Origin of the sequence: Haloactinopolyspora sp. (assembly GCF_027324685.1) — a bacterium.
Classification (GTDB): Bacteria; Actinomycetota; Actinomycetes; order Jiangellales; family Jiangellaceae; genus Haloactinopolyspora.
This window is the reverse complement of sequence record NZ_DAHVSH010000116.1, coordinates 15,779-29,510: the sequence shown is the minus strand read 5'-3', so window position 1 is coordinate 29,510 and position 13,732 is coordinate 15,779. Positions and strand designations below refer to the sequence as shown.

Annotated in this window: 9 protein-coding genes and 1 pseudogene; 7 read left to right on the top strand and 3 right to left on the bottom strand. The window is 68.6% G+C overall.

Annotated elements, in window-relative coordinates; genetic code table 11:
* The 3 genes and pseudogenes from M6444_RS13285 to glsA form a co-directional block, all read left to right on the top strand.
* Positions 1-355 (top strand): annotated as a pseudogene (locus M6444_RS13285) (hypothetical protein); the annotation flags it as partial.
* 202 nt (positions 356-557) lie between these two features.
* Positions 558-5,174, top strand: coding sequence for a ThuA domain-containing protein (locus tag M6444_RS13280; RefSeq protein WP_298328088.1), 4,617 nt, complete (start codon positions 558-560; stop codon positions 5,172-5,174).
* Between the two features lie 113 nt (positions 5,175-5,287).
* Positions 5,288-6,295 (top strand): glutaminase A, encoded by a 1,008-nt coding sequence (glsA, locus tag M6444_RS13275; protein ID WP_298328086.1) that lies wholly within the window; start codon positions 5,288-5,290, stop codon positions 6,293-6,295.
* Here glsA and miaB read toward each other — a convergent pair.
* A complete protein-coding gene (gene miaB, locus M6444_RS13270; RefSeq protein WP_298328083.1) occupies positions 6,286-7,824 on the bottom strand; it encodes a tRNA (N6-isopentenyl adenosine(37)-C2)-methylthiotransferase MiaB in 1,539 nt (512 codons plus the stop codon). The genes glsA and miaB overlap by 10 nt on opposite strands.
* Before the next feature lie 187 nt (positions 7,825-8,011).
* On the opposite strand from miaB, the gene M6444_RS13265 reads away from it, so the two are divergent.
* The 4 genes from M6444_RS13265 to M6444_RS13250 all read left to right on the top strand — a co-directional run bounded on the left by M6444_RS13265 (position 8,012) and on the right by M6444_RS13250 (position 11,301).
* Positions 8,012-8,803 carry an amino acid ABC transporter ATP-binding protein gene (locus M6444_RS13265; RefSeq protein ID WP_298328080.1) on the top strand — a complete coding sequence of 264 codons (792 nt, stop codon included), beginning with the start codon at positions 8,012-8,014 and terminating at the stop codon, positions 8,801-8,803.
* Between the two features lie 35 nt (positions 8,804-8,838).
* On the top strand, positions 8,839-9,732 hold the full coding sequence (locus M6444_RS13260) for a glutamate ABC transporter substrate-binding protein (protein WP_298328078.1): 894 nt from the start codon (positions 8,839-8,841) through the stop codon (positions 9,730-9,732).
* 79 nt (positions 9,733-9,811) lie between these two features.
* Complete coding sequence (locus M6444_RS13255) at positions 9,812-10,459, top strand: amino acid ABC transporter permease (protein WP_298328075.1); 648 nt, start codon at positions 9,812-9,814, stop codon at positions 10,457-10,459.
* Entirely contained in the window at positions 10,456-11,301 is an 846-nt protein-coding gene (locus M6444_RS13250) for an amino acid ABC transporter permease (RefSeq protein ID WP_298328072.1), read from the top strand. The genes M6444_RS13255 and M6444_RS13250 overlap by 4 nt, the downstream gene beginning before the upstream one ends.
* Here M6444_RS13250 and M6444_RS13245 read toward each other — a convergent pair whose 3' ends face one another.
* Positions 11,302-12,090 (bottom strand): discoidin domain-containing protein, encoded by a 789-nt coding sequence (locus M6444_RS13245; protein WP_298328069.1) that lies wholly within the window; start codon positions 12,088-12,090, stop codon positions 11,302-11,304.
* Positions 12,087-13,667: an alkaline phosphatase D family protein gene (locus M6444_RS13240; protein WP_298328066.1), complete on the bottom strand. Its 1,581-nt coding sequence runs from the start codon at positions 13,665-13,667 to the stop codon at positions 12,087-12,089. The genes M6444_RS13245 and M6444_RS13240 overlap by 4 nt, the downstream gene beginning before the upstream one ends.
* Between the last annotated feature and the right edge of the window lie 65 nt (positions 13,668-13,732).

Below are 13,732 nucleotides of genomic sequence, written 5' to 3'. Positions count from 1 at the left end.
GCGAACCGTGCTGAGCACCTCGCTGCGCCGTTGCACGCTGCTGATCGGAGCTGCTGGGCTCGCGCTGGCCACCAGTGGTTTCGAGACGGTACTCCTGCCCTGGCTGACGGTTCTGGCGGCCGTGCTGCCGCCGTTGATCGTTCCGCTGGCCTTCGAAGCGCGCTCGCGGCGACGCGGGAGGACACCCGTGTCGGTCAGCGCGTGGAGCTGGCTGCCGGCCGCCGTGCTCGGCGTCGCGTTGACAGCGGCGGGAGTACCCGGTGCCGCCTTGGTGGGCCTCGCAGCCGCCTTCGTGTCGACTGCCGCGGTGCGCGGACACGGCCGGATGCGGACACGCCGGCTCGCCCGGCGCTAGCCGGTCAACACCGCGAACGGCGCAGGTCACGGCTTTCCGGCCCGGCGGTCCGGGCAGGTCGACGACGGCCGCGGCGAACCGGCACAACTCGCTGCGCTGTGTTGACGTGGTGACGCCGTCCCCGTATGGTCTCGGAAAGCGCTTACCGAGTCGCAGAACCACTGCTCGATGCGGCCCGTTCGACGCACCGGAGGTGCCGGACATGCCTCGCTCAGCCTTGATCACGACGCTCGTGGCCACCATGTCGGCAGTTGCTCTTCCCGCTGCCGGCCTCTCCCTGGGCGCTGAGCCCGCATCAGGGCTGACGAGTTCGGCCACGACGCCGCCAGTGTCGGCCCAGCAGGCCGAGTTCGACGCGTTGGTGTTCTCGAAGACGACGAACTTCTACCACGATTCCATCCCGGCCGGTGTCGCGGCGATCGAGGCGCTCGGGGCCGAACACGGGTTCAACGTCGTCGCCTCGGACGATTCGGCGATGTTCACCGACGAGTCCCTGGCCGAGTTCGAGGTGGTGATCTTCAACAACACGAACTCCACCCCGGCCGCGGGCAACCTGCTCGACGATGACCAGCGAGCGGCCTTCCAGCGCTACATCCGAAACGGCGGCGGCTTCGTCGGCATCCACTCGGCTTCCGGCACCGAACGCGACTGGGACTGGTACGGCCAGTTGGTCGGGGCGTTCTTCGCCAGCCACCCACCCGTGCAGGAGCTCGAGGTGGAAGTCGACGATTCGTTGCACCCCTCGACCAGCCACCTGCCTCAGGAATGGGTACGCACCGAGGAACCCTACGACTTCGCCACGAACCCCCGCGGTGACGTGCACGTGCTCGCCAGCTACGACAGCACGTCCTACGACGGCCACACGATGGGCGCCGATCACCCCATCACGTGGTGCCAGCACTACGACGGCGGGCGCTCGTGGTTCACCGGGATGGGTCATGCGTCCTCGGCCTTCACCGACGAGCCGCTGTTCGTCCAACATCTGCTCGGCGGCATCCAATGGGCGGCCGGCGTGGTCGACGGCGACTGCGCGGCCAGCGCCAACGAGAACTTCGAGAAGATCCAACTCGACGGCAACACCGACGACCCGTTGGCCATGGACATCGACGAGCAGGGCCGGGTGTTCTACGTCCAACGCGGCGGGGCGCTGAAGTACTACGACCCCGACTCGGCGCGAACCCACCTGGCTGCGACGTTCGACGTCCTGGTGGAGCACACCCACGGCATGCACGGCATCGTCCTCGATCCCGAGTTCGGCGAGAACCATTGGCTCTATGTCTATTACTCGCCGCTGGACGACGACGTCAGCCGCGTGTCGCGGTTCACCTTCGACGAATCCACCGGCACGCTGGACATGGACTCGGAGAAGGTGCTGTTCGAGATCAACTCTCAGCGCGCGGTCAATGCCCACGAAGGCGGCGGGATGGATTTCGACGCCGACGGCAACCTCTACGTCGCCACCGGCGACAACTCACTGCCGTGCTGCAGCGGCTACGGCGCCACCGACGAACGGCCGGGCTTCGAGCACAGCGATGCGCAACGGTCGTCGGCCAACACCAACGACCTGCGCGGAAAGATCCTGCGGGTGCACCCGGAGGACGACGGCACGTACACGATCCCCGAGGGCAACCTGTTCGAGCCGGGCACGGACCAGACCCGGCCCGAGATCTACGTCATGGGGTTGCGCAACCCGTACCGCATCCACGTCGATCCCGAAACCGGCTGGCTGTACTGGGGCGACGTCGGCCCCGACGCCAGAGTCGACAGCGAGACCCGCGGCAGCAAGGGCTACGACGAGTACAACCAGGCGCGTGAAGCCGGCTTCTTCGGCTGGCCGTACTGCATCGGTGCGAACCACGCCTACAACGACTTCGACTTCGCCACTGGTGAGTCCGGACCGCTCTACGACTGCACCGGCGGACCGGTCAACGACTCGCCCAACAACACCGGGCTGGCCCAGTTGCCGCCGGCGCAGCCGGCTTGGTTGCCCTACCCGTACGACACCTCGCCGCAGTACCCGGAGCTGGGCGAAGGCGGGCGCCTGGCCGTCGCCGGCCCGACCTACCACTTCGACCCGGACCTGGACTCCGAAGCCAAGTTCCCGCAGTACTACGACGACACCGTGTTCATCGCCGAGTGGACCCGCAACACGATCTTCGAGGTACAGCTCGACGAGAACGGCCGGCCGGCCATCATCAACCCGTTCCTGCCCGGCGTGGAGTTCTTGCGCCCCATCGACCTGCAGTTCGGGCCGGACGGCTCCCTCTACGTCATCGAGTGGGGCAGCAACTACGGCGGCTCCGGACGCGGTGACCCGAACACCGACTCCGGCATCTACAAGATCAATTACGCCAAGGTCGGCGAGCGCTCGCCGGTGGCCAAGGCGAGTGCGACCCCCACGTCCGGGCAGCCGCCGCTGACGGTGGACTTCTCCAGCACCGGCTCCGGCGACCCTGATGACCATCCGATCACCTACGCCTGGGACTTCGACGCCGACGGCACCATCGACTCCACCGAGGCGAACCCGTCGCACACCTACACCGAACGCGGCGACTTCACCGCCCAGCTCACCGTCACCGACCCGACCGGGCGTACGGGGGTCGCGAACATCCCGATCACCGTCGGCAACACCGCGCCGGTGGTCGAGATGGTCGAGCCGCGGGACGGGCAGGTCTTCGACTTCGGCGCACCGATCGACTTCGAGTTGACCGTCTCCGACGCCGAGGACGGCAGCTCGATCGACGGCACCATCGACTGTCAGCGGGTCATCACCCAGCCCGCGCTCGGGCACGACCAGCACGGTCACCCGTTGGAGCAGTATCGCGGCTGCAGCGGAACCATCCAGGCGATCATCGACGACGGCCACAGCGAGATCGACAACATCTTCTACATCGTCGACTCGACCTACACCGACACCGGCGGCGACGGCGCCTCGGCGCTGACCGGAGGCGACTCGGCGATCCTGCAGCCGCGGCTGAAGCAGGCCGAGCACTGGACGAACGCCGGCGAGGTGGCGCTGTTCGACACCGAGGAAGGCGACGGCGGGCGCATGGTCGGTGACATCGGCCACGGCGACTGGGTGTCGTTCGAACCGGTGAACCTGCGCGGCATCTCTCAGCTGACCTTCCGGGTGGCCTCGGCCGGTAGCGGTGGCACCATCGAGCTGCGCGTCGACAGCGTCGACGGACCCGTCATCGGCCAGGTCGATGTCGCGCCCACCGGCGGGCCCCGGGTCTTCGAGACCGTGACCGCGCCGGTCGACGACCCGGGCGGATCACACGAGCTGTTCCTCGTGTTCACCAACGACGACGCCGACAGCTATCTGTTCAACGTCGATTGGATGCGCTTCGAGAACCCGCTGACCGACCCGTTACGTGCGGTGCGCGGACAGCTCGGCGACCTGCGCGCGGCCGTCGACGACCATGCCGACGTCCTCGACGACGAGGAGGTGCGGTACCTGGACGAGCTGGCCGGCCGAATCGCGTCGGCGATCGTGGCCGCCATCGACACGGCGACGTCAGCCGGGACCACGGATCCGGCGTTCACCGAGCATGTCGATGCCGCGTTCACGCACGTCACGAGTGGTCAGCGGTGGATCACCGAACGCCGCGACCGCGGCGATCTCGCCGGCGACGTAGCCGGCGACCTGCTGACCCCGCTGGACACGTCGTACGCGGGGCTGTCGGACGTGGTGTCCCGCCTTTACCGGGTGCGCGCCGGGCTCACGCTCGACGACGGTGACATCGTCGGCGGCGAGTCGGTGCTGGTGACCGCGACGGTGGCCAACGACGGACGGCGCCCGGTCCGCGAACCCGCGGCCACACTCGAGGTGCCCGACGGGTGGCAGGCCGACGAGGTCGACTCCACCGGCGGCGACATCGTGCGACCAGGCGAGACGTTCACCCGGACCTGGCAGCTCACCGCGCCGCCGGCGGCCGAACCGCAGGAGTTGCAACTCACCGGCGCGGCCACGGTCATCCATCGCGGACGGGCACCGATGACGCTGCCGGTGACGGCGGAGCTGACGGTCCGCCCGGCGATCGAAGCCACGGCGCTCACGGTCGCTGCGCCGGCGTTCGCAGGCCACGAGAACACCGCCATCGTCACCGTGGCCAATCACCGCGCCACCGGACCCGTGGACGTCGACGTGACGATCGACGTGCCCGAAGGGTGGACGGCCGGTGCGGCCACGACGACGGTGCCGGCCGGGTCGTCGGAGCAGGTCGAGATCGCGGTGACGCCGCCGTCCGGCGGGCCTGAAGCCGGAGAGGTGACGGTGCCGACGCTCACCGCGGTCGTGACGGCCGACGGCGTCGCGGTGGCGGGGGCACCACAGGCGGCTACCTACGCCGTTCCGCACGGCGCCGACCTCGCACTCGCCCTGGACGGTGGGTCGGCCAACAGCCCGGTCCTGGAGTCCTACGCGCGATTGGCGCCGGAGGACGCGTGGGATCCGGCCCGGGGCTTCGGCTGGACCAGCGGCGCCCCGCAACAGCGTGACCGCGGCGGGCCCGACGCCTTGCGCCGAGACTTCGTGCTGGACAACACCGGTCCGGGCGTGCTGCGGGTCGCCATGCCACCGGGACCACACGTGTTCTGCGTCCTCAGCGGTGATCCGAGTTATGCCACGTCGGGATTCGTGGTGGAAGCAGACGGCGAGGTGGTCGTCGACGCCGGACCGACGCTGCCCACCGGCACCTACGCCTGGCAGCAGTTCACGCTGGACGGCGGGGCCGAGGGCCAGACCGTGGACCTGCGCCTGTCCAGCCCCACCGGCGACTACTGGCGGATCCTGTCGCTGATCGCCCGGCCCGGGTGAGAGCAGGTGCGTGCGATCGTCTGCGGTGAAATCTCCGGGAACCGCTTGTCGCTGCTCAGACCTGTTCTGCAGGCTGGGACAGCGCGGATGGCGCAGACCCTGGGGGTGTTCCGGTGGAACTCGGCGTGCGCAGTGTCGACCAGACCGTCTCGACCGGCGACCTGCCGGAATGGGATCGCGTCAAAGCGTTCGTCGACCAGGCGTACCGGCACAGCCTCGACGTGCACGACGGCGCTGTCACCACCCGCATCCCGGCGCTGTCCCAGGCCGATCCCGATCTGTTCGGCATCTGTGTCGCCGAGGTGACCGGCCGCACGTACGGCGCCGGTGACGTCGACCACCCGTTCTCGCTGCAGTCGATATCCAAGGCGTTCGTCTACGCCCTCGTGTGCGAGGCCGTGGGTCACGACGTCGTGATGGACCGCGTGGGCGTGAACAACACCGGGCAGGCGTTCGACTCGGTCATGGCGATCGAACTCAACGACGGGCACCCGATGAATCCCATGGTCAACGCCGGGGCCATGGCGACGACCGCCCTGGTGCCCGGCGACACACCCGAGGCCAAGTGGGCCTTCGTGCAACAGGGCCTGTCCCGGTTCGCCGGCCGCGACCTGCGTCTGGACAGCGAGGTCTACGCGTCGGAGGCCACGACCAATCAACGCAATCTGGCGATCGCGCGGTTGCTGGAGAGCTACGACCGGCTCGACGTCGACCCGGTGGCCGTCGTCGACGTGTACACCAGGCAGTGTTCCCTCCTGGTCAACGCCCACGACCTCGCGGTGATGGGCGCGACGCTGGCCGACGGCGGCGTCAACCCGCTGACCGGCGAGCAGGTGGTACCCGCCTCGGCCTGCAACGACACCCTGGCGGTGTTGGCCACCAACGGCCTCTACGAGCGCTCCGGTGAGTGGCTGTTCGAGATCGGTGTGCCGGGCAAGTCCGGCGTCAGCGGGGGCATCGTCGCCGCGGCACCGGGCAAGGGTGGCATCGCGACGTTCTCACCCCGCCTGGACACCGCAGGCAACAGCGTCCGAGGGCAGCGAGCCACCGCCTTCTTGTCCCGCAGCCTGGGGCTGAACCTGTTCGCGTCCAAGGTCCATCCGCACAGCCGTCACCGGTGAACCGGCGCCACCTCGGTGCTCACGGCGCACGACACGCCCGCTCCGCCGCTGCCTTCGGACGCTGGCGGGACCCCGACCGTCGGCATGCCGATCAGCACCCCCGGTGTCGACGGCGCCGTACCGCTCAACCGCTCGTAGGCGTCACCGGCCCGCGTGCGGCGCACCTCGAACGTGCCGCCCTGCCGGGCGGAATCGGCGACCAGATGGTGCGGTGCGGCGTAGGTGACGCCGACGGTGACCATGTCGCCGGGCCGCGGGACCTGGGCTTCCGCGGTGTCGTCGGGGACGGCGAAGTGCACGAGCCGGTTGTCTCGCGCTCGCCCGGACCAGCGGCGCGTCTGCCCGTCCTTGCGCCCCTCGCCCTCAGCGACCAGGACCTCGACGTCGTGCCCGACCAGACGCTGGTTCTCCTGCCACGCGATGTCTTCGACCAACGCGGTCAACCGCTGGTAGCGCTCTTTGACGACCTCGGGAGGGACCTGGTCGTCCATGTCCGCCGCTGGTGTTCCGGGCCGCTTGGAGTATTGGAACGTGAAGGCCGAGGCGAACCGGGCTTCGCGCACCACGTGCAGGGTCTGCTCGAAATCAGCCTCGGTCTCGCCGGGGAAACCGACGATGATGTCGGTGGTGATGGCCGCCTCGGGTAAGGCTGCACGGACCTTCTCGACGATGCCCAGGTAGCGCTCTTGGCGGTACGAGCGCCGCATCGCCCGCAGCACGCGGTCGGAACCGGACTGCAGCGGCATGTGCAGCTGCGGCATCACGGCCTGCGTCTCGGCCATGGCGGCGATGACGTCGTCGGTGAAATCGCGCGGATGCGGGCTGGTGAACCGAACCCGCTCGAGCCCGTCCACAGCGCCCACCGCGCGCAGCAGCTTGCCGAAGGCGAACCGGTCACCGAACTCCACGCCGTAGGCGTTGACGTTCTGCCCCAGCAACGTCACCTCGACGACACCCTCGGCCACCAGCGCCTCGACCTCGGCGAGCACGTCGCCGGGGCGGCGGTCGCGCTCACGCCCGCGCAGCGCCGGAACGATGCAGAACGTGCACGTGTTATTGCACCCGACACTGACCGCGACCCACGCGGCGTACGGGCTCTCGCGCTTGGACGGCAGGTTGGACGGGAAGACCTCGAGTGCCTCGGCGATCTCGACCTGGGCCTCCTGCTCGACCCGGGCCCGCTCCAGCAGCACCGGCAGCGAGGCGACGTTGTGCGTGCCGAACACGACGTCGACCCACGGCGCCCGCCGGACGATCTCGCTGCGGTCCTTCTGCGCCAAGCATCCGCCGACGGCGATCTGCATGCCCGGCGTCTTGGCCTTGACCGAGGCCAGGTGGCCGAGATTGCCGTAGAGCTTGTTGTCGGCGTTCTCGCGCACCGCGCACGTGTTGAGCACGACGACGTCGGCCGTGCTGTCGGCACTGGCCTGCTGATAGCCGGCGTCTTCGAGCAACCCGGCCAGCCGCTCGGAGTCGTGGACGTTCATCTGGCACCCGTAGGTGCGAACCTGGTACGTGCGCTCATTCATGACCCGTCCAGGGTACGACGACACACCGACATGCGCCGCGCATGGCCACAGCCGCTGTCCGCGCACGGACATGACCGGCGGCGCACCGGGCGGTCACGGCCGCGTTGGCACCGTTGAGCTGCAGTCGTGTCCACTTCGTAACCCGATCCTGTCCCATGTGGGCACAGCCCGCGGATAGGTTTCCTGCATGGCCGCGAGCAACGAGCCCGACGTCTTGTCCACCGGCATGCAGGCCGCCGTGGGCGAGCCGCTGGTCCAGATGCAGAACGTCAACAAGTCCTTCGGCTCCCTGCATGTCCTGCAGGACATCAACCTGTCCGTCCAGCGCGGCGAGGTCGTCGTCGTCATCGGGCCGTCGGGGTCGGGCAAGTCGACACTGTGCCGCACCATCAACCGACTCGAGCCCATCGACTCCGGCACCATCACCCTGGACGGCCAGCCGCTTCCCGCCGAGGGCCGAGCACTGGCGCGGCTGCGGGCCGACGTCGGCATGGTCTTCCAAGCGTTCAACCTGTTCGCGCACAAGACCGTGCTCGACAACGTCACGCTCGGTCCCATCCGGGCTCGCGGCGTGAAGAAGGCCGAGGCCGAGTCGTTGGCCATGGAGCTGCTCGAACGCGTCGGCGTCGCCGACCAGGCCCGCAAGTACCCCGCGGCGTTGTCCGGCGGCCAGCAGCAACGCGTCGCCATCGCCCGGGCACTGGCGATGCGCCCGAAGGTCATGCTGTTCGACGAGCCCACCTCGGCGCTCGACCCCGAAATGATCAACGAGGTCCTCGATGTCATGACCAGCCTGGCCAAGGACGGCATGACGATGATCGTCATCACCCACGAGATGGGCTTCGCCCGGCGCGCGGCTCACCGGGTGGTGTTCATGGATGCCGGGCGCATCGTCGAGGAGGCCGTTCCGGAGGACTTCTTCACCAACGCCAAGAGCGAACGGGCTCAAGATTTCCTGAGCAAGATCCTGACGCACTGAAACACCGCACATTCACGAAGGAGTTGACCTGCATCATGGCCACCAGAAGTGCGGGCCGCACGCGACGGGCGGCATTCGCCGCCGTGGCGGCCGGCTGTGCCCTCGTTCTCGCGGCGTGCGGAGGCGACGACGAGGAACCGAGCGTCGAGGTCGAAGAGAACCCCGACTTCCCTGCGGGCAGCACCATGGCCGAGCTTTCCGAGGCGGGCTCCATCGAGATCGGCGTGAAGATCGATCAGCCCGGCATCGGCTACCTCGCACCGGGTGAGGACATGCCCAGTGGGTTCGACATCGAGATCGGGAAGATCATCGCCGGAGCGCTGGGTATCGCGCCTGAAGACGTCACCTGGACCGAGACCGTCTCGGACAACCGCGAGCCGTTCCTGCAACAGGGCAACGTCGACATCGTCATCGCCTCGTACTCCATCACCGACGAGCGGCGCCAGGTCGTCGGCCAGACCGGGCCGTATTACGTCACCGGGCAACAGATCCTCGTCCGCGAGGAGGACAAGGACACCATCACCGGACCCGAGCAGCTGGCCGACGTCAAGACCTGCTCGGTCACCGGGTCGACGTCGCTGTCCAACGTGGTCGACGACTACGGCGCCGAGCCGGTGCCTTTCGACACCTACTCCGACTGCCTGACCCAACTGCAGAACGGCTCCGTCGACGCGATGACCACCGACGGCGCCATCCTGCTGGGGTACGCGGCCCAGGCGCCCGACGAACTCGAAGTCGTCGGCGAGGCGTTCAGCGAGGAGCGCTACGGCATCGGTTACCAGCACGGCGACACCGAGTTCTGCGAATTCATCAACGACACCCTGCAGGAGGCCTACGACGACGGCTCGTGGGCCGAGGCCTTCGAGGCGACGCTGGGCGAGTCGGGCGTCGAGACCCCGGATCCCCCGGAACTGGACGCCTGCCAGTAGGCCGAGCGTCATCCCCGCCGGCGCGGGCGTGTATTGAGCGCCGGCGGGGTCGCCACGTTCAGGGAGGAGTTTCACCGCTGTGTACCGGTCCGAGTTGATCTCGCGCCTGTCCGATGGGTTCATCGTCACGCTGCAACTGCTCGGCTGGTCGATGCTCATCGCGACAGTACTGGGCACGCTGCTGGCCGCGATGCGTGTCTCGCCGATCGCGCCGCTGCGCGCCGTCGGCGTCAGCTACGTCAACATCTTCCGGAATACGCCGCTCGTGGTGCTGTTCCTCATCGCCGTCGTGGGCCTGCCCGAGTTGGGCCTGCTGACCGGTAGCTTCTTCTGGCGCGCCGTCACCGCGTTGTCGCTGTACACCGCGGCCTTCGTCTGCGAGGTGCTGCGCTCGGGCATCAACACCGTCCAGGCCGGGCAAGCCGAGGCGGCGCGAGCCATCGGGCTGACGTTCGGACAGACGCTGCGCCTGGTGGTGCTCCCGCAGGCCTTCCGCAACGTGATCCCGCCGCTGGCCAGCGTGTACATCGCGCTGACCAAGAACACCTCGGTCGCCTCGGCTTTCGGCATCCTGGACCTGACCTACCAACTCAGTGACCTGATCGAAGACTTCCCAGGCTCGCTGTACTGGAACTTCTTCAGCATCGCGGCCTGTTACATCCTGATCGTGGCGGTCATCTCCGGTGCCGCCGCGTTGTTCGAGCGGCGCGTGGGGGTGTCCCGATGAGCTCGGTCCTGTACGACACCCCAGGCCCCACGGCCCGACGCCGTCACCTGATCGGCACGGTCATCGGCACGCTGGTGCTGGCTGCGGTTCTCGGGTGGGTGCTCTGGAAGCTGTGGTCCGAGGAGCAGATCACACCGGACCAGTGGGAGGCTTTCACCCAGCCGACCATCATCAAGGCGCTGTGGAACGGCCTGCTCGACACCCTGCGCGCTGCAGCATTCGCCATCGTGCTGGCGGTCGTGTTCGGCGCGATCCTGGCCTCCGGACGGCTCTCCGACCACGCGCTGCTGCGGTGGCCCAGCATCATCGTCATCGAGTTCTTCCGCGCCGTGCCCCTGTTGTTGCTGATCTTCTTCATCTTCCTCGGCTTCGGATCGACCTTCGGCACGTTCTACTCGCTGGTGCTGGGTCTGATGCTGTACAACGGCGCGGTTCTGGCCGAGATCTTCCGGGCCGGGATCATCGCGGTGCCGAAGGGGCAGACCGAGGCCGGTTACGCCATCGGCTTGCGCAAGTCGCAGGTCATGCGCCTGATCCTCGCCCCGCAGGCGGTGGCGTCGATGCTGCCGGCGATCATCAGTCAATGCGTCGTCGCACTCAAGGACACCGCACTCGGCTATGTCATCGGCGCTTCGGGCATCGTGCGCACGGGCGAGCAGATCTACATCTCCCCGCTCTACAACAACCCGCTGGCCACCGGCTTCGTCCTGGCCGCGGTGTTCATCGTCATCAACTACTCGCTGAGCAAGCTCGCCACCTGGATCGAATCACGGCAGCGTCGTGAAGGCCGCGCGGTCGTGAGACGGGGAGCCACCGACGCCGCAGCCCCGGCGGCCGGATGATCAGGCCGGTGGTTCGAACAACCCGATCTCGGCCGCCGAGGCGTGCCCGCGATAGCCGGCCAGGACCTCCAGCCGGACGTAGCGGGCCTGCGTCGCCGGCCAGATCGCGAACGTGCCCTCGGTGTCCAGGGCCCACCAGTGGCCCGTCGTGGCGGGGGTGAAGGTCGATCCGTCGGTGCTGAGCGCAACGGCGTACGCCGTCACGGTGCCGCCGTGCTCGCCGTCCTGGCGCGGCAGGTAGGTCAGCGCGGTGACGGGCCGCACCTCACCCATGTCCACGGTGAGCGCGTGCGGCATCGGAACACGCGGGTCGTACTGGGAGTGCCAGAACGTCGCCGGATCACCGTCGAGCACGAACTCGGCCGCATAGTCGGGCTGCTGCGCGCTCGTGGCCGTGGCGACCAGGTTCCCGGCCGGAATCCGTGGCAGGCCTCGCGACGCCGTCGTCACCGACACCTGCGTACTGCCGCGGAACCGGCTCACCCGGCCGGCTGCGTCCACGCCCACCACCCGGTAGTGCCAGGTCCGGCCGTCGGCTGGCAGGCCACTGTGCAGGTGGGTGGTCCACGGCACCCGGACCTTCAGCGTGGCCTGCGACGGCGAGAAGTCGGACAGCGCAGCCCCGTAGACGACGTAGTGATCCATGGCCAGGCCGGGCTCCGGGGCCTCCCACTCCAGCACGACCGTCTGCGACACCGGCACCTGCGTCGTCGTGGCGCGCAGGTTGCGCACCGGTGGGAGCCGGGGACCGGCCTGGCCCGCCGCGGTGATCGATGCGTGCACGCTCATACCTCCTGCAGCCCGGGGTGGCCCGCTTCGACCACGAAACTCCGGCGGGTCGATACCGGCGCGCCGGGCGTCGACACATACGGGACGACCCGGTAGTCCGAGCGCCACCGCCCACGAGTGACGTGACATCGCACGTAGCCGCGTTGTCCGTTGATGAACGCGAAGTGCGGATTGGTCTGCAAGTCGGTCGGAGCCCACCAGGGCAGGTCCGTGCCGTCACCGGCCGAGCTCACCGAGGTTCCGGCGAACTCCGAACCAAGGGTCGCGGAGTCCGGATCGGTGAAGTCGGCCTTGATGTCGGCCGCGATGTTCAGGTGGATGTCGCCGGTGAGCACGATGAAGTTGGGCACCGGCGCCTCGGTGACGGTACGCAGCACCCGCTCGCGAGAAGACGCGTATCCGTCCCAGGCGTCCATGCTGAACAGCTCCGGATCGCCGTCCATGGCCCATTGCGAGAAGAAAACCTGCTGGGCCAGGACGTTCCATCGGGTCTCGGCATCGGCGAGGCCCGCATGTAACCAGCGCTCCTGTTCGGCGCCGGGCAGGCTGCGCGCCGGGTCCCAGCGCTCGTCGCAGTCGCTGAGCCGTCCACCGCCACAGGCCGGCGCCGCTCGGAACTGACGCGTGTCGAGGACGTTGAACGTCGCGAGATCGCCGTAGGCGACGCGCCTGTACAGCCGCATGTCCGGGCCCTGCGGCAGGGCCCGTCGCCGCAACGGCATGTGCTCGTAGTAGGCGCGCAATGCCGCCGCTCGCTGGTCGCGAAAGGCCGACGGCGGAACCTGGAGATTGGTCTCGTCCGCCCAGCTGTCCTGGACCTCATGATCGTCGAGCGTCGTGACCCAGGCGAAGGCTCGATGCGCAGCCTGCAGATCGGCGTCGGTGCGGTACAGCGCGTACCGGTTGCGGTACTCGGCCAACGTGCGGATGGAGTCGTCGCCCGGTTCGGTGCCCGGCTGCGGCCGGGGATAGTCCGGTCCGTACGAGGCGTACTCGTAGATGTAGTCACCGAGGTGGACCACGAGGTCCAGGTCTTCGGCGGCCAAGTGCCGGTAGGCGGTGTAGTACCCGGTCTGCCAGTCCTGGCAGGAGACGAAAGCGAACGGCAGCGCCGCCGGCTGCGCCCCCGGCTCGGGCAGCGTCCTGGTCCGGCCGGTGGGACTGACGTGGGCACCTAGCCGAAACCGATACCAGTACCACCGATGTGGCAGTAGTCCGTCGAGCTCGACGTGCACGGCGTGCGCGAACTCCGCGCGCGCCGGCGCCGTTCCGCGGCGCACGATCGCTCGGAAGTGCTCGTCGGTTGCCACTTCGTATCGCACGGCGACCGGCTGCGGCGGCATCCCGCCGTGCCCGTCCTCGGCGAGCGGCTCCGGGGCCAGCCGGGTCCAGAGCACCACACCATCAGGACTCGGATCCCCTGAGGCCACGCCCAGGGTGAAGGGATCGTCGCGGGGCAGGCGCTGCGGTGCTGCCGCCACCGGGCGGGCTCGTCGTTGCCCCAGGCTGTACAGCCCCACGGCCCCGCCAGCGCCAGCCAGCAATCCGCGACGCCCGAGCGTGAGCTGGTCCGCCATGGTCGAACCTCCTGAGCCTGGTCCCGCCGAACAGTTCAAGGAGCGTTCGTAAAATACGATTTTTC

What these genes read in the sequence shown, in the direction of transcription:
- M6444_RS13280 (WP_298328088.1), top strand. Translation starts at nt 558, where the DNA reads ATGCCTCGCTCAGCCTTGATCACGACGCTCGTGGCCACCATGTCGGCA.
- miaB (WP_298328083.1), bottom strand. Translation starts at nt 7,824, where the DNA reads ATGAATGAGCGCACGTACCAGGTTCGCACCTACGGGTGCCAGATGAAC.
- M6444_RS13265 (WP_298328080.1), top strand. Translation starts at nt 8,012, where the DNA reads ATGGCCGCGAGCAACGAGCCCGACGTCTTGTCCACCGGCATGCAGGCC.
- M6444_RS13260 (WP_298328078.1), top strand. Translation starts at nt 8,839, where the DNA reads ATGGCCACCAGAAGTGCGGGCCGCACGCGACGGGCGGCATTCGCCGCC.
- M6444_RS13250 (WP_298328072.1), top strand. Translation starts at nt 10,456, where the DNA reads ATGAGCTCGGTCCTGTACGACACCCCAGGCCCCACGGCCCGACGCCGT.
- M6444_RS13245 (WP_298328069.1), bottom strand. Translation starts at nt 12,090, where the DNA reads ATGAGCGTGCACGCATCGATCACCGCGGCGGGCCAGGCCGGTCCCCGG.
- M6444_RS13240 (WP_298328066.1), bottom strand. Translation starts at nt 13,667, where the DNA reads ATGGCGGACCAGCTCACGCTCGGGCGTCGCGGATTGCTGGCTGGCGCT.